The 23,290-nt window shown below is 42.7% G+C and carries 16 protein-coding genes and 4 pseudogenes; 2 read left to right on the plus strand and 18 right to left on the minus strand.

Annotation, left to right across the window (positions count from 1 at the left end):
• Positions 1–453 precede the first annotated feature (453 nt).
• From VTAP4600_RS09925 to VTAP4600_RS09980, 12 genes and pseudogenes are all read right to left on the minus strand, one after another.
• Positions 454–1,991, minus strand: a pseudogene (locus VTAP4600_RS09925) (transposase).
• Positions 1,992–2,076: 85 nt separating this feature from the next.
• Positions 2,077–2,319: a hypothetical protein gene (locus VTAP4600_RS09930; protein ID WP_102522652.1), complete on the minus strand. Its 243-nt coding sequence runs from the start codon at positions 2,317–2,319 to the stop codon at positions 2,077–2,079.
• Between the two features lie 516 nt (positions 2,320–2,835).
• Positions 2,836–4,050, minus strand: a complete 1,215-nt coding sequence (gene ltrA / locus VTAP4600_RS09940; protein ID WP_102522654.1) for a group II intron reverse transcriptase/maturase — start codon at positions 4,048–4,050, stop codon at positions 2,836–2,838.
• Positions 4,051–4,833: 783 nt separating this feature from the next.
• On the minus strand, positions 4,834–5,037 hold the full coding sequence (locus VTAP4600_RS09945) for a hypothetical protein (protein WP_102523959.1): 204 nt from the start codon (positions 5,035–5,037) through the stop codon (positions 4,834–4,836).
• 642 nt (positions 5,038–5,679) lie between these two features.
• Positions 5,680–5,937, minus strand: a complete 258-nt coding sequence (locus VTAP4600_RS26225) for a hypothetical protein (RefSeq protein WP_231897925.1) — start codon at positions 5,935–5,937, stop codon at positions 5,680–5,682.
• 126 nt (positions 5,938–6,063) lie between these two features.
• Positions 6,064–6,237 (minus strand): annotated as a pseudogene (locus tag VTAP4600_RS26230) (hypothetical protein); the annotation flags it as partial.
• An 84-nt stretch (positions 6,238–6,321) separates the two neighbouring features.
• Positions 6,322–7,719, minus strand: coding sequence for an ATP-binding protein (locus VTAP4600_RS09955; protein ID WP_102522656.1), 1,398 nt, complete (start codon positions 7,717–7,719; stop codon positions 6,322–6,324).
• Between the two features lie 265 nt (positions 7,720–7,984).
• Positions 7,985–9,403, minus strand: a complete 1,419-nt coding sequence (locus VTAP4600_RS09960) for a UvrD-helicase domain-containing protein (protein WP_102522657.1) — start codon at positions 9,401–9,403, stop codon at positions 7,985–7,987.
• Positions 9,403–11,112: an ATP-dependent nuclease gene (locus VTAP4600_RS09965; protein WP_102522658.1), complete on the minus strand. Its 1,710-nt coding sequence runs from the start codon at positions 11,110–11,112 to the stop codon at positions 9,403–9,405. The genes VTAP4600_RS09960 and VTAP4600_RS09965 overlap by 1 nt, the downstream gene beginning before the upstream one ends.
• A 318-nt stretch (positions 11,113–11,430) precedes the next feature.
• The gene (locus VTAP4600_RS09970; protein WP_065612732.1) at positions 11,431–11,637 is read right to left on the minus strand and encodes an antitoxin Xre/MbcA/ParS toxin-binding domain-containing protein; all 207 of its coding nucleotides are present in this window, start codon (positions 11,635–11,637) and stop codon (positions 11,431–11,433) included.
• A gap of 428 nt (positions 11,638–12,065) precedes the next feature.
• Entirely contained in the window at positions 12,066–13,445 is a 1,380-nt protein-coding gene (locus VTAP4600_RS09975; RefSeq protein WP_102522659.1) for a DEAD/DEAH box helicase, read from the minus strand.
• Positions 13,439–13,951, minus strand: coding sequence for a VspR family transcription factor (locus tag VTAP4600_RS09980; protein ID WP_269459948.1), 513 nt, complete (start codon positions 13,949–13,951; stop codon positions 13,439–13,441). The genes VTAP4600_RS09975 and VTAP4600_RS09980 overlap by 7 nt, the downstream gene beginning before the upstream one ends.
• 114 nt (positions 13,952–14,065) lie before the next feature.
• Here VTAP4600_RS09980 and VTAP4600_RS09985 point away from each other — a divergent pair, with 114 nt between their 5' ends.
• Complete coding sequence (locus tag VTAP4600_RS09985) at positions 14,066–14,386, plus strand: helix-turn-helix domain-containing protein (protein ID WP_065612735.1); 321 nt, start codon at positions 14,066–14,068, stop codon at positions 14,384–14,386.
• Positions 14,387–14,824: 438 nt separating this feature from the next.
• On the opposite strand, the gene tenpIN is transcribed toward VTAP4600_RS09985, so the two are convergent.
• The 6 genes and pseudogenes from tenpIN to VTAP4600_RS10015 all read right to left on the minus strand — a co-directional run bounded on the left by tenpIN (position 14,825) and on the right by VTAP4600_RS10015 (position 22,815).
• On the minus strand, positions 14,825–15,367 hold the full coding sequence (gene tenpIN / locus VTAP4600_RS09990) for a type III toxin-antitoxin system TenpIN family toxin (protein ID WP_102522661.1): 543 nt from the start codon (positions 15,365–15,367) through the stop codon (positions 14,825–14,827).
• Between the two features lie 1,033 nt (positions 15,368–16,400).
• Entirely contained in the window at positions 16,401–16,859 is a 459-nt protein-coding gene (locus VTAP4600_RS09995) for a hypothetical protein (protein WP_102522662.1), read from the minus strand.
• Complete coding sequence (locus VTAP4600_RS10000) at positions 16,856–18,838, minus strand: site-specific integrase (RefSeq protein ID WP_102522663.1); 1,983 nt, start codon at positions 18,836–18,838, stop codon at positions 16,856–16,858. The genes VTAP4600_RS09995 and VTAP4600_RS10000 overlap by 4 nt, the downstream gene beginning before the upstream one ends.
• A 3-nt stretch (positions 18,839–18,841) precedes the next feature.
• Positions 18,842–20,704: pseudogene (locus tag VTAP4600_RS10005) on the minus strand (hypothetical protein).
• A pseudogene (locus VTAP4600_RS10010) lies at positions 20,701–22,306 on the minus strand (site-specific integrase). The pseudogenes VTAP4600_RS10005 and VTAP4600_RS10010 overlap by 4 nt, the downstream one beginning before the upstream one ends.
• A 56-nt stretch (positions 22,307–22,362) precedes the next feature.
• The gene (locus VTAP4600_RS10015) at positions 22,363–22,815 is read right to left on the minus strand and encodes a YcgN family cysteine cluster protein (RefSeq protein WP_102522664.1); all 453 of its coding nucleotides are present in this window, start codon (positions 22,813–22,815) and stop codon (positions 22,363–22,365) included.
• Positions 22,816–22,961: 146 nt separating this feature from the next.
• On the opposite strand from VTAP4600_RS10015, the gene VTAP4600_RS10020 reads away from it, so the two are divergent.
• On the plus strand, positions 22,962–23,210 hold the full coding sequence (locus tag VTAP4600_RS10020) for a YkgJ family cysteine cluster protein (protein ID WP_102522665.1): 249 nt from the start codon (positions 22,962–22,964) through the stop codon (positions 23,208–23,210).
• Positions 23,211–23,290 lie beyond the last annotated feature (80 nt).

Consider the following 23,290-nt stretch of genomic DNA (forward strand, 5'->3'; position numbering starts at 1 on the left):
AAAAGGGAGGGTTTCGGAGTATCCGATCAGTGATTTCGCTATTCCGATCGCCCATTTCGGAGTTTGGGCTAAAGTGATCGGATTATTGCGGAATGAGCGATCGGTTTAAACCGAAACAGGTGATCGGATAATGCCGAAATAGGTGATCGCAATGCTCCGAAATACGCATCCTGAATGCTAACGCCTTGTTAGGTACTCTTGCTCAATCCAATGTTACGCCTCAACACAGAACCAGACTTTATAAGGCTTTTCTTGGAAAGTAACTTAGGATGCAGTTGAGGCTGTAGAATTTCTCGATTTTTCACCGATTTCCCATGTTTTTATCGTCATTAATCCTACTGGCAACGGCGTAAATACTGCTCGATGATAGCGACCTTTACCATAGTAAGGAAAGATAGAGCGACAGGATGAGAGGGAATCTGGATTTTTCGTTGATTTGAGAGGTTTTACCCTCTAGATAATGCAATTTCTTAGCTTTTCTATGTTGTGAAGCATGCTGAACATCGCCCATTGGGCGTTCACTTTCTCTTGTCCTCTTAGCGTAAATCGATTCATCTGTTTGTTGACGGTGATGTTACCAAAAACAGGTTCAACACACCCAAGCCGTTTACTGTATTGCCGCCTTCCTTCTGGGCTATCAATCTTGTCTTTCATGGCCTGCATGTGGTCAAAGTCTTTGGTATTTTTGTAGATGAAGAAGACTTGTCGACCGACTTGCTTGCTTGCTTGCCAGGCGGTTTTCTCATGCACAGCGGTTGATGCACGCATTGTCTGCAGTCGTTTAGGTATCCACAAAACTGAGCACCACGCTCCCCACGGATGACGGCGTTTTTGCTGCTCAGTCGCATCATATTTCCTGCAGGGCATCGGCAAGTCATTTCGTCTTGGTTGAACTCGAACATAGAAATGGAGTAACAGGTTTTACCTGTTTTCGAGCGTTTCTTCCGTTTTTTCTCTTGCTCGGTCTGATAGGTTTCACTGTTTTGAAATAGTGGATTACGACTGCGAAATCCAGTGTCTGCTATGTAACAATCATAAGGGGTCTCAGATAGGAACTTGAGGTTAGTTTTACTGTGAAATCCACTGTCTGCGGTGAACTTGGTGGTGCGCTCTGAGCTGTTGGGTAGCTTCTCTAATTGTTCTTTCAAAGCGAGCACTGCAGGCTTTAATGTTTGCTGCTCACCAACGCTTCCCCACACTTGGCTGTGTAAAATAATTTGGTGCTTGTCATCTGTGATGGCGATGCCGTTATAACCTTGAATCGTGCCTTTTGAGGTGGTCATTTTGGCGCTGTCATTGTCCGTGATGTTGCTTTTTACGGGTTTTTTACTGCTGCCCAATTTGTCTTGAGTGCTCGCCAGAAATGCACCTATTTTATCGGCGCTGCTATCAAGCTTTTGTTTTTGTCTTAGGTCTTGTTCGATAACTTCATTTGGGAGCGAATCTTGGCTTTGATGACGCTCGATAATTCGCTGGCTCGCCCGCTGTAGTTTTTCTTTTTTACGGAGAAGCTCTTCGTGTGTGCCACTCCATTCTTTACTAGCATTGGATGAAATTTTACAGCCATCAATAGCAAACATGTTATGGCCAATTAGGCCTTGTTCATCGCATATCATGAGAACCTGAGTGAACAGTGGTTCGATGGTGTCTTTCATTTGTGCGATGAAAGCCGCGATAGTGGTGAAGTGTGGTCGCTCGTCGCCCGATAAGCACATGAAAGTGACATTGTTGATGCAGGCTCTTTCTATGCGTCGGCTAGTTAACATGCCGAGGGAATAGGCGTAAAAAATAACCTTAAGCATGATGGAGGGTGGATAAGCCGCCGCCCCGTTTTTGTCGTTGTGGTAGTGCGCATCAAAGGGCGAGAGGTCGAGGTGGTTATCGACAATGTGGGAAATCGCATACTCAATAGTTCCGGGGATGAGTTGTTCATCGATGATGATAGGGACGAACATGTTTTGGTTCGAGTAATCGGTTTTGAAGTTGGGCATAACCGTGTCTTGTGGCGAATAATTTAGATTAGATCACAAGGAGTTAGTGCGTTCAAGTTCATATCGTGATGAAATGGCGGCAGGATCAGAATTGAGACGGGCGAGGAGAAATTCTACAGCCTCGTTGGTCTTCCAAATAGTCTGTAGGTAAACCAGTGTCTTCACGAACAACCCAAGAAGCATATGGTCGCTTTTCACCTAAAAACTGCTGTCCAACACTGCGAGGTAATACTCCCAACACCTCAGCAACAGCACCATAAGTAGCACGCACTTCAATTTCATTTAGGTAACCCAGTATTTTCAATACTACTTCTTCTTTTGCGCTCATAATGCTTGCCTATATTTATGATTTTTCGACGTTAAATCATTGTATATATTTCAAGAGTACTTGCTGTTTTTGGAGTCTTTTAACGCAAGTGCCTACCAGCTTAACATGTTGATGTTGGATGTTTATTACATCCTTTCACCCCAAGCATACCTAAATACTGGATTGAATATACGAGGATTTTTGTGTTTGCTCTGTGTTCCATGTCGAAACATTAGCATAGATAGGGATAAATCAAGCTAGCAGTTTTCTTATTGAAAAAGGTCTAACAAACTTTGGGACAAAAAGTGAATCAGGGGCTTTGCTAATTGAGCAATACAAAGATAACTATAAGTATTGCAAAGTGAAATTGTGGGACGTAGCGCAAGCAGTAAACTTGCGCTCGTTGGAAGGTTTGATTTTTTGGTACGCACTAATTTACGTTACGTTAAATGGCAATGATGCTGTAACATCGAGTAGGGTGAGGCGTCTCCGCCTCATCCCTCTCACAGAACCGTACGTACGGACCTCGTATACGGCTCATGCACATTTCCATTCAACATAATGGCTGAACACATATCCTGTCCTAACGTGTTCAAGATTCACTAATCCAAGGTCGTTAAACCATTGATTTGGCATCGAGTAACTGGCTAATGGACTCGCAGCATTTCTCCAACTATCCATACAGATATACCTGAATGACCCTTCATAACCTAGCTGTCTTAGCCTGCGGTGGAGTCGGGTCGGTTTTTTCCATAATCGTAATTGGACGCTGCGAAGTCTTCGCCTTAACCACGCGGCCAGTTGTTTAATGACTTCTAACAATGGCTTACCGCCATTGCGTCTTGTCACTCGCTTCAACTTTCCTTTGAACGTCGACATTTTCTTTGGCTGAATACGGCTATAATGGCTACCGATTTCTATTCCAAGGAATTTCACACCTTCGCCGCTGTGCGCTATGTGTGATTTGGTTTCGTTCACCGTTAACTTGAGCTGTTTTTCCAGGACCTTCGTTGCCTGTACTTGCGCATTTTCTGCACCTTTACGGCTGCGACAGAAGATCAGTATGTCGTCGGCATAACGGACTATTCGATGTCCTCGCTTTCGCATCTCTTGATCAAACGCATCCAGATAGATGTTCGCTATCAGTGGGCTTATTACTCCACCTTGCGGACTACCTATCTCGGTATGCTGCCACTCTCCATCAACCATTACGCCACTTTTCAGGAACTGTTTGATGAGCTCCAGTACGCTACTGTCTGTGACTCGTTTCTTAATGCTTTTTAGAATAAGCTCATGATCGAGCTTATCGAAGCACTTCGATAAGTCCATATCTACGACGTGTTGCATTCCGTATCGACGGATGAACATCGTCGCTTTGTTTATAGCATCGTGACAACTTCGATTCGGTCTATACCCAAAGCTGGATGGGTGAAACTGCTCTTCGAAGATTGGGGTTAATAGATCATTTAGAGCTTGTTGGACAACTCTATCCCGTACTGTTGGGATCCCAAGTAATCGCACCCCACCATCATCTTTCGGTATTTCTACCCGTCTGACGGGTTGAGGGGTGTATCGCTTGGTTTTGAGTTCCAGAAGAAGTTGATCTAGGTTATCACTCAGATTTTGGGCGTAGTCGCTTAGGCTCTGCCTATCTATTCCGGCCGCGCCTTTCGCTTTCCACACTTTTTTAAATCCTTTATAGAGTCGCTCTTTGTGGAGCAAGTGACCATATAAACTGTAGTAAACTCTCAACTTTTTCCTTTAGATTGTGTGCCGTGTGGGGACAAATGCTCTCTCACAGTGTTGGTGTATTTCACTCCACTCTCTAGCCTTCTAGCTCAATGGCAATTTACTAGAGTGAGTCAGAGTTACTCCCTTGTACGGTTTCTCGCTTCAGTGCTTTACTTTCACAAAGACCGAGACGGAATACCTCGATAGCTAATCAATTTGTATACCACTGAAAAAAAACATCTGCTCATCACAGACTTAAAATGTACTTCATCCCTTCGCAACACCAGATTGCTTTTGGCAAAATGTTGTCCCATCAGACGTGTTACTGATGGTCAGCTCAGTTTTATCCTCCACACCATTACTGGGCTTCACAGGCTGGGCTTTACTCACTACTACGGATTCATCTGCCACCTCGCACCAACATAGATCTTGGCTCTCGCCTTGAGTTTATGCTTCCGACGTTTGCTCGGATGTGGTGTCAGGCTTCCCCAGTTACTGCACTGGCTCCCTGTTAACAATGCCACCCTCAAGCACAACCTAGGTCTGATTGAGTATCGGGCTTCACGCTATTTTGCACGCTTACCCACCTAAATTGCCGAATCAGGTTCACTTTCGTTGTGTACTGTTAACTTCCTATCGCTTCCTTCAGACCCTGCCGTTGGCCAGCAACGCCCTTGCGATTCGGATTATCTTCCCCTCAATCAGGGTGATTTAGGCTTCTTTCAGCCTAATGGGTTTGCCAGCTTCGCTGGGCAAACAAAAAAGGCCGCCACTAGGGCGACCCTTTTACTAGTGTTACGGATATTACTCCGTGTTATCTGGTGTTCTATAAATCTGTAACCAATGTCTACCCGCAGTACTTGTCGGTGGTGCTAATTCGTGGTCACGAATAGTACAGTATCGACCATATTTAGTTACAACCGTATGACTTGTCGTGTTCATTTTACACTCTTGAAAAGAGCCCCCATCTCGCCCGACTTTATTGCCAGGCGCTACATAAATAGCCATATCAAAACCCAACCAGTTAAATAGCAACATTGCTCATATGAGATATAGGGGCAACCCAAAGTAAAACAAGGCTATACCCTTTAAAATACGGTAGTCATTATTCCTATTATGGTAAATCTGTGAGTTTACGCTCAGAAACAGCCCTTATAGCAAGTCAAACGCTCCTAGCGGAGATTGGGATACTTAAGCAAAGAGGTTACTTTCATAGTACCTTGTAAGTTTGTGATGCTTTAAGAGCAATTTACAGGGCAAGACTCAGTGTATTCATTTGAAGTAAGAACCGCTTAATAGTACCCACTTTTCACACTTTGTAAAAAATGGGTATCAGATTAGTTATTTTAGTTCAAGATTCACCCAAGCACGCCCGTAGGCTTTTTGACGAAACCAATAAAGGGGTATTTTCGTGTTTCATATCCCGTCAGCACGCCTCTGGACAAATCCTTCTTAGAGTAATCACGTAAAATAGAAAAACTCGGATAACTTTTGCTATCGGAAAGTCGCTCAGTGAGGTGTCCAGTTCTACTGGTTCAGATCAAATTTCAGACCTATGAAGCCTCTGGACAGAACCTTGTTAGGGGAACTGCTGAGTTACCCATCAATTCATGAGTAGAAGTCCGTCAACATTGTTAATCTATAGCGCCTTTAATCATCAAGTAGTTCACGCATACGTTCCTTTATTAAATCTACTAGGTGACTGGCGCCTTTCGATTTCGCATCGCGAAGATCTTCAGCTAAAACCATCATTTCATCAGGCTCAAGATAGCCAAAGTCGATAGAACGTTGATTCAATTTACACAACCCAATAGTGAAGTGCCCTTTTTTAGTTTTGTCCACATACCAACGGTCACGAAAAATATCGATATGCTCTGCATAATCATCGAAGTGAGGATGGACTAACAAGAAAGCCCCTGACGAAGATGGATACCTTTTCCGCTCTCCGTTGCTAAGTGGCTTTATGGTGTCACGATTCCATTTGATGGAATTACAATCTGCACAAGCAACGCATAAATTTTTAGGATAAAACATATACTTCTTATACATTTCTTTGGGCGCAATGTGCTCGACATGGCAATTTGAAGCAGATTGAACACTGACGTCTTTTCTACAATAAGCACATTTTGCCTTCTGCTCGATTCTGTAATGCTTACGAATATGTGATCTTATAGCTTGTAATGATTCTTTTGCTCTTCCTTGGTCCAATCATGGTGGGAGAAGTTTTCATCCCCAACTATTTCCTTGATTAGTTGTTTCTGTTCCTTGGAAAATACTACCTCTTTTTCAATGTCAGCCATATTTACAATAAACCTCATTGAGCATTTCTACCAACTCTATAACGGGGTCATCCTCGTGCAGCATAGATAATTGATCGTTAAGCATTTTTAGTTTTTCTAGATCTTGATTATCGAATTTTTTTTCTGACTTTACCTTTGAGAATACATAAATAGCTGTTTTTATTAGATACTCATTGCTATGGCCAGGGTTGTGAAAGAGAGTGGCAAGATGATAGTCGGATGAACGTAAGCTATGCTTTGAAGCACTTGTAAGTACTTGTTCAGTCATGTCCAATATTTCACAATTTTTAACCGCAATATCTGAAACTATAAGCGGTGAATGAGTTGCAATTATGAAGTGGCACCCAGAATATTCACTAAGGGACTCATTTAAAATTTCAACAAATCTTTGCTGCCAAGAAGGGTGTAAACTAATTTCTGGCTCATCTATTAATATTAAAGAATTATCATCAATAGATGAAATGATGCCTAGAAACAACAAGAACAGACATTGTTCGCCAGAACTTCTAGAAGCTAGAGGTCGTAGTTTTGCACTCTCTGATAACCCTGGTTCGAGAAAACATTGCCCGTTAACTGTTTCAATGTTGGCAACACTTACTAGCCCAGACATGAGCAAATCTGCAAGTTCTCTTGAATTGTATGGGATGGGCTTTTCTTTACATACAGAATCGAGAAGAACACCAGAGTCACTGAAATAAAGCAAAACCTCTGGTTTATCAATGATAAATTCCATTAGAAGAATCAACTCACTGATATCCTCTATCTCATAATATTCATTTGCTTTTCGCAACGCTATTTGAGTTTCAGGAGCAACATCAGGATCACCACTTTTTGCTTTATTCAGTTCATCGAAGGAAAATATAGGTTCTAAGCTAATCTTCAGAACATCATCAAATCCAAAACTTAAAAGAAATTTGCGGAGGGATTGTATTTTTCGAGCATCATAAGTATCCCTCGCTAATAGCTGGTTCAAAGCCGTTGATGCTATGCGAGTAGAAGGTAGTCGGTCAGGAGCAAATGGCTTTGAACCAATGTAGGCATAGTATCCACCTTGTACAAAGTCATTCTTTAACTTCCAGTTTTCGGCAAATTTTTCAAACTGGCTAGTTGATGCACATATAAGTTTTTGAGGAATTTGATGCTCAAAAGCTTTTTCGATCGCGCCCCATTTGAAGTCCTGTTTAAAGTAATCTCGACGTATGACGCGAATATCAGCAGACTTTGAACTCAACAATTCACCAAATAGCATTTGGTAGTAGTTGCAGATATCAAGTAACAACTGGGTTTTTCCGCAACCGTTGTCTCCAATAACTATTGTGAAAGCATTCTCCGCCGAGCTTTCACCTTTAAATAGAGAAGTATCGCCGATTATTCGAGCTCTAAACGCCATCAATCTACCTTTGGTAATACACTGGATTTAATGAGCGATTCTATCATATTAAGAAAAATCAGATGGTTACTAATGCATTTTTTGATGAACTCAGTTGATGAAAGGGCTGTATGACGACGATTACCAGAGTTGTCTGGGGCATTTCTGATTTGGAAATGGCAGGATCGCCTATACGATCACTGCCATGTTAGTTTGATACTTTAATGCTCGGTGAATGACCTCTATCACTCTCTCGCAGGTGACAACACTACATTTTGCGTAGCAATTAGCTTATTTGATTATTTCGAGAGAAAACGGTGACAGTTTTTGCTCCACGAGAAAGTGCAACGTACAGGTGTTTATTGTCCATTTCTCTTTCATTAGCATCGAGAATTAAGCAATGATCGGCTTCCAGTCCTTTAAGTAGCAATGTTGAGCCAATTGCTCGTTTAGGGATTCGGGTATCACCTTTTTGTCTTATTTGCTCCCTTATAATCATTGCAGACTCTGACATAGTTTTATCCGGTGAACTAACCGACAATGATACTGAGTCTTTCAATGCAGTATATGCGCTTCTACGGTATATCCTGGTGCCATTTTTACTCTCAACTTCTTGGAGAGCCGTCAAAATGTCAGAGCGTTCATTGCTACTGGCAACGTTAGATAGAGCATGTTCAAAGGTGGTTGGTGGTTGCCTGTTTCTTCCACCAAGAATACTTTTAACACGGGTTAGTGTTCGTGCCATTTCAACATTAGTAGCCATTGTACTCGCTGTAGTAAGAATACTTTCCACCAGATTTATACCGTTTAAACGATCAAACTCGCTAGCTGCAGTAATAACCTGAGCTAATTGGACTTGCTCAACGACTTGAGTCGTACGACTACTTTGCGCGTATCTATGTCGAGACCTTTCGTTCATTGAACTACCAATGACAAGAAAAGAATCAGTCTGATTTTGATTGATTATCCTTTGTTGAGCATTGTGCTGATTAATAAGGTCAGTCTGAGCGTTACCTGTTAGTGGACGCCACAGCACGTGGTTCGGGCAGTCAGTAAGATCTAAGCTCTCTCTTCGTAGTAGTGTTTCTCTGGCATCAAGTATCCATTCACCAAGGTCAGGCGCTCCTGCATTGTTCCAACGCCATGGTGTACCTAAGGTACCAAGCAATGGGAACCTTTGCTGCACTTCTTGCTGCCAGTCAGGCATTGGGCCTGCAAAACTGAATATGCATTGCATCGGGTCACCAAAAACCACCGTTGGCAGCACTTGTGAAAGGGAGGCGATGATATTATGTTGGTTGTTGTCACAATCTTGGTATTCATCGACTAGCAGTCTTGAATATGAAGCCTTTATGATTTCGTGAAGTCCCCCTGAATTAAGAGAACTAAGCACCGATCGCCTGAGTTCCGGATAAAACTGTCGAGGATTATCGGGGGATGCGCTTATTGGGCAAGATGTCGGAAAACTATTAGCTATTCGAAGCGCCCAACCATCAATAGTTGTCACTACATAATAAGAAGTAGGAACTGATAGTCGGCGTAAGCGCTTCTTAAGAGCGGATACACCAGCAGTTGTATGTGTTAGAACCAATATTGGTTTTTGCGCCCTAATCGACAAAGCTTCCGTAATCAGGTGTGTCTTACCACAACCTGCAGGCGCAACAATTGAACCTAATTCGCTATCGAGCACAGCTTCAATATTCATTAATTATTCGCCCAGCTAAACAGATTATGTACAGGTGTAGTTAACTCTTCGGTGAAAGAACCGTAATTAGGGCCAATAATATATCTACCAACATTTTCTGCGGGTTCTATATCTTTAAACCAGCTCTTTTTATTGGCAGCTCTTGCGAGGGTTGCTCGTTGGTCATCTGTAAATCGGCTAAGGCAATCTTCTAGAGTTACCGACTGATTTGAATAGGCTTGAATATGAGCGTTTATTGAGTCGGCTCCCTTCCTTTCGGCGGCCATATTCAATAGTTCTGGGATAACGCCCGCTGGACAAGCAGTAAAGATAACATCCTCTGTTGCTCTATTATGATCCCATTCAAATACAGAAATACCAGCTGCTATAGCATTTTCTCTGTGCTCTCGATGCTGTTCAGCTTTATCTGAATCCTTAAAAATTGCTGTAGGGTAACCTAGTGACGAAAAAACTTGCGCCCTTGCAAACATGGAATCACCACCGCCGTCCGCGCAATGGACGCCTTTGGATGTAATCGTCTGACCGAAATGAAGGTCTATTCCTCTTACTATTCCAATTTCCGTTTTTCCTTCACATACGATAACACTTTTGCTGAAGAAAGATTCGGCGCAAGCGCGTAACGTTGCTTGTTGTAGACCTTCTCCGTTTAGACTGTATATCGTATGTTGAATACGTTCAGGGTCAAAAGCTTCCTGAGCCGGTGTAGGTCTGCGCATTACGTGAAGTTGTTGAGCCTGCAATTCACGAAGTACGTAAGGCGAGTGAGTTGTGATGAATACTTGCTGCGTTGGCTCAGCATCTTTAGAGCCTAGCTCGTTAAGTAAACGAGTAATTCGATATGGCTCTAATCCGTATTCAGCTTCATCAACAATGATTACTTTAGAGTTACTGGCCGCTTTCTGCAGGCCGCTAATTAGAAGTCTGGACGAACCTGTTCCTAATTGTCTAAGAGGAGTATTATCACTGTTGTGAAGACTTATAGCACCATTAGATAAGGAGATCCCATTTACATCTAATAATGCTTTCAGTTCGCCAACAGGAACACCTAAGCCATTGGATATATTCTGGACTTGTTGCAAAACGCCAGCAACCCCTTCAACTTGCTGTTGTGCGAAGGCTTCACGAGTTTGCCTTCCTAACTGCGCAAGAGTGCTTGATACATCCAATGTCTCTTCAGAAAGCTTGTTAAGGATTGAACGGCTTCCCCAGGCAAGGTTCTGGTGCGCAGTTGTTCCTAAGCGAGCAGGAGATAAAAGCTCTCTATGTTTCCATGGTAATCTACGTTCTAATCCATCCGCTTCAGCCCTTTCCGAATACAGTCGCCAATCTGGGTCTAAGTCAGAATCTACAGTTAATTTTATGGTTAGAACAGGTTCAGTACCTTGCTGAGGCTCATCAAGGATTTCTTGAGTAGTAGCATTGTACCCCCTTAAGAAGAATCCATAGCTTTCGATATTCTTCAGATCATCATGCAGGTCACCTAGGGTGATTGTTATCGATAGTGGAGACTGGATATTAAGTTGGTAAAAATCAGCATCGTTGAATGTATAAGAACGTCGAGCACCGAGCGTAAGATCGATAGCATCTAACAATGTAGATTTACCTGAATCACCGGGGCCAATTAGGCAATTTAATCCTGGCTTTGGGTGCCATGATAATTTCTTGATTGTTCGAAAGTTTTGTATTTCTATATGGCGTATAACTGACATGAGTAATTCTCTAAGTATCAAACTGACGCTAGTATACGCCTGACATATGCTAGGGAATAAGATCACCAGCACTGATTTGATATTTTTATGATACTACGCACTTAAAGCTGGCGTCTCAATAAATGAGGATTGATTGCGGTGCAACAAAAACTGAGTAGAAGTGCAGCAGCCACGATTAGTCCATTTCCACCCTGGTTGAGGGTAGGTGAAGCTCGTACTAGCTATGGAATGGGGTAACTGCTTGTTACCCAAATTAATTTTATGGCTGCTAGCGCTTCGTCCAGCACGTTTTGGGGCAAAAGTTTGTAGCAACAAAGCTCACGAAAACACTCCATGCTCTAAACGGCCAATCAAGTTGAGTACAGCCTTGGTATCTTCGGCTGTCGAAAGCATATCAATTGGTCGTTTGTTACCAAGTCCTCGAACTGGGTGCTTAAGCCAGTGATTAGCAGCTTCTTCACTACCACACAGTGCTAACGCAGCCTGAAATACTTTATCAAAATTCTTTTTGGTTTCTTTATTCACCTTAAACTCCGCCCAAATTTATATGATAAGTCCTATACACCATACCTATATCAGGAAAAGTTGGTCAAATAATGATTAGCGAACGGATAGATAGTAATGAGCTCAGCAATAATTGGGCAAAGACGATTTACGAAACAACTTCTTTCGCATTTTTGCAGACCCTCTTGCAAAACTTAGGTATTAAAATTTATCCAACAGGCTGTTGGACAATTGGGGCATGTAGGGGTTGTTGCAAATTTTGCAACTACTGAGGATTCCTCGGTAGTTGTTAATTAGCTAATCCTATGGGTTTTACTGTGGCTCCTGAAACGTTTTGGGGTGTTTTTTGAGCTAGCAGGATTTACTAGCTCTTTCGGGCCAGAAGCAATACAGGGTCGAAATGCTGAATTTATATTGAATCAAACGAGTTGGTAAAACAATAGGCCTACTCAAGAAGCCAAAAATGCCGATATTACCCGCTGTCTAAAAGCTCCGAGTCGAAGCTCATCAAACGCGCCAAGTGCGACATCAATACTCTCTGTATTCCTTGTCGTGCTATTCCATACCAGCTTAGAGCTAAGTCCTCCTCGCTCTTCTAGCAGCCCCTTTTCGCTAAGACGGTTGCGCTTAGTATCTGGCTCGGCTTCTACAAACTTTTCCCACTTTGCATATATACACGACTCAGGAATATCTTGTTCAATCCTTTCTGCATAGTCAATCAAGCTTTGTTCAGCAAAGGTGAATAACCACGCTTGTTGATTTGTTGCGCCGTTCACACGAAGAATTCGCCCGAGCACCTGTCTGAAGTACAATTCGGTTTTGACTGAACTCATGTGACAACACACTTGAAGGCGCGGAATATCGGTCCCCTCACTAATCATTCCAACGCTAACAATCCATTGAGTATAGCTTCGTCTATAACGTTCAATCTCTGCTAAAGGCTCTTCATGCCGATAGGTCACTATTGAGACCGATTGAGCATACTTTTCAAAAAGTACCTTTTTAATTGTTTGTGCGTGCTGAACTGATGCAGCAACAATTAACCCTCCAGCCGTCGGGGATCGTGAACGGATTTCTTCAAGCTTTTTGCAACCCAATCCAAGTAAGTACTCCATTGCATCTTCATTATGAATGATGCTTTGATATGAGGCCTTAGTTTGCTTAATCATTTCCAATATTGAAGAAAAAGACTCCACTTTCTCATCGTTCGTCACGGTCAAATGTTCATTATCAACCAAAACAATCTTAGGGGCTCTGCAAACCTTATCGCCGATTGCTTGTTTTAACGTGTATTGATAATCAACCAAAAGTATTCCGTCAGGATCGCTGTACTGTCCCAATACTATCGGCAAAGAGTCTGAACGCCACGGAGTCCCTGAAAGAGCAAGGGTATACGTTGCGAGCCCTTGAATCTTTGCAAGGACTTGTTGCCCCCAAACATTCGCATTTTCAATCTCTGTACCAGAGCAGTGGTGTATCTCATCAAAGACCACAAAAACTCGATGATTTCTTAGCGTCAGCCAAAACTCCTCATTTAGAAATTGAATCGACTGATAAGTGAGAGATCGTCCAATAGAACCTAACCCTCCATTAAAGGTACAATTAAGAATCTGTGAAAAGGTTTTCTTTATTCCGCTTGAAACCGTTAAAGAAGGTGAGAAACATAATACAAGGTCGATCTTGCCCTCTTGCATCAACCTTGAAGCAACCGTCGCAGCCAGTACCGTTTTTCCAGCCCCTGGAGTTGCTTGGCAGAAGAAGTGCTGCTGGTTTGAGCTGTATTTCTGTAATGCCTTCTCTGAGCATTCTGCCTGCCATGGCCTTAGCACGATTGGTTGTCCTCACAAAGTGTTTTGAGAACACTGGTGAGTACATTCACTCTTCCTAACAACTGCGCTGAATGCTCTCTTGCTTGCTCAAGAAGTGGAAGCAACCTCGGCTCGAGTTCAGGAAAGCGGCTACAGAGAGATTGATACTCATTAATCTCCCCAAAAACAATCTCTAGCTCACCTTTGTACTGATTGCGTTCGTGTCTTAATACCGAGTAATCAGACGAGGTGGAAAAAGTAACCTTAGTTTTGTCTGATGCAGTATCGATTTGAAGGCCTTTAAATAAGTCTGTTTGAAAGTATCGTTTCTGCTGCCCCGTCCCTTCAACTCGAAGCCAATTGTTCTTCACCAAACGAAGGAGCTGTCGATAAACCTTACGACGAGCATCATCCAAATCAACATAGGAGTCATCAATCGAAACAAATGCATCTCTTAGCTCAACAACTAAAAAACCATCCATCTCTTTTTTAATCAATAGGTTGTGCATTTCATCACTGATTTTCAAAGAACGCTTCATGTACCGCATATACCACTAAAATACTAAGGATTGCTTAGTATACAGAAATCAGTAAAACTAAGAAAATCTTAGTTACCGTGAGATCAGAGAAATGAAACTTAAGTGCCATTCGAAAACCCAATTCCAGTGCGGCTCAAAGAAGCCCGCAAAAAAGCAAACCTCTCTCAAAAAGCATTGGGAGTACGTATAGGTATGGATGAAAGCTCTGCTAGCCCAAGAATGAATCAATACGAGAAGGGTAAACACACCCCAGACGTACAAACCTTAAAGCTATTGGCCGATGAACTAGGTGTGCCTTTAAGTTACTTTTTCTGTGAAGATGCAAGCGCCGCAGAACTAGCATGTATTGTTTCTCAAATGACAGAGAGTGAGAGGAAAGAATTAATTTCATCATTGCTAGCCAACAGTAAACGTGAAGTCTAGTTGCATATCCAGACTTAGATTTGGTCTGCGGCCTGACTAAATAGGTACTATTTAGGATCTTACTGTACTGCTTCTTGTTGACGGAGTTCAAAAGCGTAATTACCGAGTACGTCCACACATTACGCCCACTCCCTAGCAAGGGTCTGGACAATAGCGTGATAGAACTATTTCATTATCAAACTTCGAACTGATTAATAAGAATTATCTTGTTAGCATACCGATAATAGACGAAAGAGAGGCTAGAACAAGCAAAAGGATGCAAATGAGAGTTATTTGCAGTAACTAAGATTGTAGGACAAGCCTGCTGGATCGATCATAGAGTAAGAAAGTGGGGAAACAAAATCTGAACTGTTTGCTCAGCTCAGAATTGAAAGAGACTTTTGTTAGACAGGGAAGAGTATGGTGAGGTGAGGCTTTTATACCTCACCAAAAGAGAGACTATTCGTCATCAGGTTTAACGATTGTACGTTTCTTTTTTACCATAATCTTAACTTCTTTTTTATGAGCATCTAACTCATCATGATAGTTTTGTAGTGTGCTACGGTAAAATTGTTGTTTATATGGCAGATCCTTCTGATGCGCACGAACATATGAGTTCACATACCTCTTAAACTGCTTTAGGATTTCATATTCATTATCGTTAATGGTTGTTTTTTGTTTATTATCCGACAAAGGATACTCATTACCGAAATCCGACTCTTTATCAGAGATAAGTAGCGCCTTTTGAAAGTCCAATCCTCGGTGGAACTTTTCACCATTCTCACCAATCTGGATATCTGCTACAAAGGAAGTAGGAGCGCCGCCAATTTTTTTAGGCTTACCCTTACTATCTACTTCTAGGTTAGAGCGCAAAGGAACCGCAAAGGTAAGGTCGTTATATGTAATCTCTGCTACTGAGTAGCCACGCCCTTTATCCTCTAGAACCTCTTGTAAATCTCTTGTCTTCTCTACAAAGTCATTGCTTAATTTGTTAAACTTCAAAACTATCTTCCTTTGGATACAAAAAACCCACCGATTAAGGTGGGTTTAATGAGAATAGATATTCATTCAAAAAGTACTTTTTTATTTTACGAGGAGGATACTTGCCACCTGCGAAACATTCAAAGGATACTTATTCGTTCATACGAGGAGCACATCCGACACCACGAGTATCTACTCTGTCCTAATAATAAATTAAAGATTTACTAAAAGCAAGAATTTTAGTGAATTGTCGTTGGCTGTCCTGAGAAGTCGTCGCTCTCGTAGCACCAGTCTAAACCAAGCCTTGCCATACGCTGTGGAATGTTTATTGCGACACTTATCGCGGATTCTATTCAAGGCCTTAACTTTTCAACATATCCGATCAATAACAGAAACAATTGTAAGAAATTGACCTACTGATGCTCATAAATATGATTAATGTTACCTCCTCGATTGGACACTTCAACAACGCAATTATAAGGTGTTATTGACACTTTTCACTAAAACACTTTGGGGCAAAAGTAAGCTTGTTCAATTCGGTTCATGGCTGTAAACTATCCCTGAGAGCCTCGGGTATCTCTGCTTTTTCATTGAGCTGCTATTTACTGTCTGGCCAGAAGTAATAGCATCAATTTGAACTTGGCGTAATTGCAAAGCAGACCACCGAGGACATACGATAAGCCTAGGTGCATTTCCCTCCCATATTTGGTGATAAAACACCCGGCACTGCACACAGAATGCGTTCCCTCTTCAAACCGAATGACAAACATTCTGTAGCTGTAATACAAAGCCATAGGCATCGCCTGTGGCTTTGTCGTATCTGATAAACAATACCATTTTTGCAAGAGCCTCTTGCAAAATTTGGGACTAGGTTTGTCCAACAGCCTGTTGGACAATTTGGGAAACAACGTGTTTCACTAATCACGGTTCCCAAGTGGTCAATAGCCTGTTGACCAAATTATACTCATGAAAGTTTATGGCTATCTGAACCGTTGGGGCAGAAAAGTGTTACGTCCCTCACCTTATCCCATTGCACTTTGCGCGTGAGAGCGCTTTACTTGATTGGGGTCATAACTGAATTTTCATCCAATAGCTCTTGTTGGAGGTCAAACACCCTAAACCGGAGCCTCGCATTTTCAGCCTCTAACTGCTTTCGGGCCTCAATTGCATTGTTTCGTTGCACCCTGTATTTATCTTTAAGCTCATTAGCTTTCTTCAACTGATGTTTTAGCCCATCAAGCTCAGACAAAGGAACATCTAGCTCAATATCTAAACCTGTTGTCATTGCCTTATCGCGGTTGAAGTTGTATTCGTCAATAACAGGTTTGGCGTAGGCCACAAACTCCTTGAACTTATGGACATAGCTATTGCCAAGCCGAGCTTCATTATTGATTCGGTTCAACGTGAGCTTACCCGTCGCCTTAACATGAAGGGGCTTACCATCTAGTAGTCGCTGAAATGCGTTGACCAGTAACCCTTCTGCCTTGCAAGTTGTCTTATACTCAACTTTCATGACCATACCGCCTTAATATCATCATTAAAGCCATCAAATGGGATACTGTGTTTGACCAATGTAGGTTCAATGGACTGAATCTTCTTTTTTCTGGCATCCAGAATCAATTCATTGGCATAATCACCCATGTCATTTATTGCCCTGAATGAAGCAATGAGGTTATCCCGCTCCCTTGAAAGCCTCTTGGCCGCCTTATCAGTGACAATCTTATGCTCACAGGGGGCTTCAACAATATTCATCAGAGAGCAAAGGCGTTCACAGTTACGGTTGGTGCAGTAACCCCCTGTAGGAAGTAACACAATGGCTTTGTCACCAGACCTTACCAATGCCTTCAGTTCACTTCGAGACATCACTATTTCTTCACCCTGTGCTAGCCGCTCTGCTTTATTCTGGGCTATGCGCTCACCTTCTGCTCCGCTTAAGGTGTCAGATACATTGTAAATTTCATCCCATGCGTCCACAGTAGATGCTTCAATAGCCGTATCAAATTCACTCATTAGCTGAGTATCCATCAACAGTTGGTTGGTACGCACAAGTTCAGAATAATTAGCGTACCAGTTCGACATATTTATATTGCGGTGTTTAAGCTGATATTTTACTGTGAGTGCGTTGCCCAATCGGTTTTTCACCATAAAGACCACAAAACTCCGTCGTAAATCATGAGGGCTAAGCTTAGGTAAACCGCCTCCAACCTTTAAATTTCCTGCTCGTTCTGGATTTAACAGGTCAAATTCGTCAACGTCTTCGGCGGTCGCAGTAATGTTGAACTCTTTCATGTTCAATGCATCATAACTACCGTCAACCTTGTATTTTAGCGACGATTTATTTATGAGCGCTTCACTGTCAAAAGAGATGTCAGAAGAAATAAAGGCACTCTCAAGGTCTTGTTTCTTTGCATTGTATTGATCTTGGGTTAGCTGACCATTTTGATAGCCGTCATCCAGTCGCTCTAACTGATATTTCCTTGCGGCTTGCGTGGCATCAAAAGCTAGTTCCAGCGCCAACTTTGCAATAGGTGCAGTATTCCACGTCGTGTAAATCTTTTCGCCCTTATTTCCCTTTGTCGAAAACCCTGAAACCTTGGGCACAGCAGCTAACGTATCATCATAGCTCTCTTTGTTCATGGAGAGTAGCTCTTCCTTGCGGGCTGCGGAGAACAAACCGACACAGATAAAACACATCCTGAGCAATGTGCCTAACCAATCTCCACGTCTGTAAAACAAAAAATTAGGAATGGCTTTTCGTTCAGGCCACTTACTGGTTCGGCGAGATATCCTTACGTTGAATATCTTCATGTGCTTCTCGTTAAGGGCGCTCACACCTAGCGCTTTAAGCTCAGCGTTTAACATTTCATCCTGATAGGCGTAAAACTTTTCCATCGCCGCTGAAATTTGGTGGCGATAGGGGTGATAGGTTTCAACAAACTCTACAACTGTTTTTAATATACTGACATGAATCGCTTCAGGAAACGCAATTGCCTGACCTTCACCAGCATCAGGTTTAACCCACTGGCTATATTCTCGTTTGTTGACATAACGCGTTACAAGGCCAGCTTTATTCAGTGCATTAATCGTAGACGCAATGTTTCTGCACGAGCTTCCTATGCCAACCCCATGTAATGCTTTAGTGCATTTTTTCCACTCTCGCTCGCTCGAAAGTAAGCTGAAGTCACTTTTACCCCAACGTGTGGCGATGGCATTTAAATTACTCCTATTACGTCTCAGCGAACTAACAGCGACATGGGAGTTAGAGCTTGAGTTCTTCTTTTGCCACTGTATCAACCCATAAAGATAAGACTGAATATCTCGGCGATATTTATCAGTAATATGCCCAAAAGAGATTGTTTTTTGGTTCTGGTTCAGGGCGTGGAAGTCCCATTCTACATCGAAGACACGCGACACTCCGTTACCGTTAGAGTCAAACGTCACATACGAATTTTCAGCAAGTTCTTGGCGAAGCTGTATAAGCTGTTTAAACATAGGTTACCCCTTAAGGAACTGGCTTGCGCTAGCTCGGTCTTGGTAAAGTGGATGGTAATCGCCATCATCCACTTTTTGTTTTGCTTGAGCATAGTTTTTTGGTGCTTTTTGTTTCAGCCTAACAAGGACTTTTTTCAACATACCTTCCACCACGAAATACTCATCCTTAGGTGCGGAGTTACTTGCCACCATCTCTTTAAGGTCTTCGATTTGTTCTAAAAATGACAGCATCAACCAGATATCATTTTCTGACGCCACCAATTTATGGCTGTCACAATCAAAGCAGGCAAGAAAATCCGTACAGCGACCTGTATCTTTGGAAAAATCAACCCCCAACTGCTTCATGCGCCTTGCTTCTGCAAAAAGTCTCTCTGGTGTTGGTCCTGCGCATTTGATGCCACTGGGCGTGGTCATTAATGGCTGTTCTTGGCTTTCATGGTGACGCAATTTCTTATAATCATAATCAGACAAAATATCGCTGTGCATTACCTTGGAGCCTTCGATGGCTTTACCAACCTCCTCACCCTTGGCAATAGCGCTTAACGCGCCAAACGTAGCATTTAGGTTATTATCATGATCTACCTGAACGCCGCTAGAGTAGCGTTTGGCGACAACATTCACGGTATTATTCAGTCCCTGTGACACAAGGAAGATATCTTCAGTCACTCGCATCAGCACATCGGATTTTGTTGCCCTGAATCTACTTGTCGTAACCTTTAACCCTGTTATTTTCTCAAGCTGTAAATTGATGCAGCCAATATTTGAGCCTCTGATATTAAATGTCCAGACCTCACCGCTAGCACTAAAGAAAGGGCAAAGTGGTAGCTCATTTGACAGCGGGATACCCAGTGATTGGTACATCTCTTTAGAGGTTTTTAGCCATCGGGTAATCAACTCTTTAGTTCTCTGACTAAAGCCAGCACTATTATCCAAGCCCTTATAGCCCGCCCTGGGCTTTTCACCGTCAAAAACAAACCGTCCACTGCCAATACTTTTAAATGCAATGTCCTTGTGACGCAAATTAGCGAGCACCGAACTATTCATACCTGTCAGCATTGAGAACACGAAAAACCAATTGCGTGATGCTTGATTATAGAAAACGTGCCGATGTAGGCGATCAAATGAAAGTGGGCTACTCTTTACTGTCCCAGGTTGAGGGTTCATGCACTTCTTAAAACCATGTTTCCTAGAACCAATTTGATTTGGTGTCCATCCAAGACGCTTTGCTTGGTCATCAAACAGCTCTTCATCAAAGAACGGATGAACATCTAATAATTCTTTTCTCTCAATCGCCTCCTGAAAGGCCAGTGCCCCTTTAACCAATATCTTGGATAATGGTTTTAGCTCTGTTTCCACATGGAACGCTTTGTTCGCAACCAAAGGGCGTGCTGCCACCTCTGGCAGCGTCTTAAGGTCAGACTCTCTATTCCACAGCCTTAACAGGAAAGACAAGCTGTTTTTAATCTGTTCTACTTTCGATACCTGCACACCTTTCACGCGTAATTAATTGAAGTGTTTAATGCAATCTCCCATGATGGCATTACTGAAAAGATCACCGTGATAACCCATGCCGTCAATATATCGGAAGTAGCTTACAAGCCCTGAAAAATATCCCTCCTTTGATTTGTTTGCAGGTAAGGGGGTTAGCATTTGGTGAATGTCCCTGACGATATCATCCCGATTCGCCAACACCACATCCCCTGACTTTATTTGCTTTACTATCGGGACGTAGCGGTAGCGCAGGCGGTGGGTGTAGGCTTTAATTCCACTGCCACTGTCTAAAACCATATCTTCAAAACGAAGTGGGATGATAGGTGCGCTGATCTTCTTTGTTGTAATTTTAGTACGCTTACGTCCTTGATTCATAGTGCTACCTCTAAATCATCAAAAGCGCCAATATAGTCCAGTACATCCTCGTAGATTTCATCGGCAGAGGGCAGATCCTGTGCTATTTTCAGGTACTCTATCGTCGTAGCCCTATCTTCATGCCCTAGCAACGCTGACACCCTATCCAATGCCTCATCGGGTGTGATTGACGGGTTACCATACTCATCCTTTTTATTTAAAAGGTGGCGGAAGATATTTACGGCAAACGTTGAGCGCAAATTATGTATGGAGCCGACAATAGGGTGATCAAGACCTTGGGTTAGATTCGCAGTATTACGTATTTCCACCCAGCGGCCAGTGAAGTCTTGTAGCCGCGTAAACATGGGTTTCCCAGACTGGGTAATAAATAGGTACTCAAGTTCAGGGTTAATCGCATCGTCACCCTCAAAAAGGTGCGTGTTCCCTGCCTCAGACAGCTCCTTGCACCATACTTTGAATTTCTCAAGTCGCTTTTGATACCTGTCGGACTGCGAGTAATCGTAAAGCATCTTCATCAATGGGGCGGGGATTATGGTTTCACGGCTTTTATTCTTCTCTGCGGAACCCTCTGCGGTTTTTGTGAGTGATTGGTACATATCACCGACACCCAAATCCAGCACAGGCTTTTTAAACACCTCCTTGCCGTCCTGAATCATGGTTTCGGGGTTAACAATCTGCCCCAAATGAAGGCTTGCTGCTTCCTCACGCCGCAATCCAGTATTACGGCAAATCATGGGGTGCAGGCAAAATTCAATCGGAAGTGAGTGCAATTTACTGTGATCACCATGACGAGCCACCCTGCGAGACTTCATTAATATGTTTTGCAGAATCTTCCATTCATTATTGGTAAACGGTTTTAGGTCACGGCGTAGGTTGCTGAGGTTTGTGCCACCACTGCGCGATGATTTAGAAAACTTAATTCGCATATCCGTCGTATGCACCTGCTTACGTTGGTAAGCTTTCATACTAGATGCAGACGCCTCGAAATGTATATTAACTGTCTCAAACTGGAAGGGAGGGTTATTAAAGCGGATGCCTTGGCGAAGACAGTGTTTATAGAAACCAACAACACTGCTCATGTATTGCCTAGCCGTAGTTTTAGCCAATACACCATCAATAGCGAGCTGCTTTATGCCATCCCGATACTGGTAGGTTAACCGTTCTTGCTTGTTGCGAGGAAAGCTACTCCATTCTGGACGAGGGTCATCATAAAGAGGGTCAAAGTCCTCTTCATCGTATTCAGCATCCCACTCTGCATGCTTGTCCAATACAAAACTGAAGTAATGAGCAAGCCCCTGCGCATCGGTGCCAAGCTCTAGCACACCATCATCGATTGCTTTCGACAATAAGAACTCATTGACCATATCTAATGGTTGGTAGCTGATTAGGTTGTCTTTGTCGTCATACTCAGCAATATTGAGTAAGGGGAGTTTCTTGATGGGGATCTTATTGCCATTGGCTCGGTATGTAACCTGAGGTTCACCATTCTCATCAATGGACACCAATGGACACCAATGGTTTGTTGTAAACGAAGTTAGGGATAGTCGAAATTTCTATCTCTCTTCGTATGACCTTTTTCTGATTTTTATCGTTATCTGACATACTAAACCTCATGCTGTACATATAAACAGCACATACAGCATTCTCAACTTTGAAAGTTAATTATGAGGCTTTAGTCTATCAGGTAAGTTTTGGATGTGGTCTTCCCAATCGACCACGTCTACTTCATATACCACTTTATTGCGAACGCTTTCGCCGGCTGCGTGCATGGCGGATTTCGAACCGGTGATCAATGGGTGCCATACAGGGATCTGTCCACCTTCAGACAATACGCGATAAGCACAGGTGTCTGGTAACCAATGAAATTCATGGATTTTCTCTCGGCTGAGTTTAAGGCACTCTTCACCAGAGGAGAATCGATTTGGGTAATCTTTACATGAACAGGTTTTGCTGTTGAGCCAGCTGCAAGCAACATTGGTGTAATACACCTCGTCGCTGTCTTCATCCATCAATTTATGCAGGCAACATTTACCACAACCATCACATAATGACTCCCACTCTGTCTCGGTCATTTGTTCTAGTTTTTTAGTTTGCCAAAATTGCTCTGTCATGGAATTTACTTCGTTTAAATAGTGGGGGGCGTTTTATACCCCTGTAGCGCCCAAAATTCAAGCAAGATTATTTTTCACCCGTATGTACTCCGGTTAATAATCTGCTATTATCGCGCCCCAATTCAAGATTCGGTTAGGTATAAAAGATGGAATGTAGACTGTATTGCGGTGCATGTTGTATTGCCCCAAGTATCTCTTCATCAATTCCGGGTATGGAAAATGGAAAGCCTGCTGGGGTTCGTTGTATTCAGTTAAATGAAGACAACCTGTGTAAGCTGTTTGGAAAGCCCGAGCGACCAAAGGTCTGCCATATGTTCAAAGCCTGTCCGACCATCTGCGGCAGTACCAATGAGCATGCTATGAAGGTGATCACTGAACTGGAGTTAATGACTTAATCTCTAGCGGCTGCATCTTCTATTCCTTCCACTTACATCTATTGATATCATCTATCACCACTTTATAAAACCCGCTAAAG

Origin of the sequence: Vibrio tapetis subsp. tapetis, from assembly GCF_900233005.1 — a bacterium.
In the GTDB taxonomy this organism is placed as follows: Bacteria; Pseudomonadota; Gammaproteobacteria; order Enterobacterales; family Vibrionaceae; genus Vibrio; species Vibrio tapetis.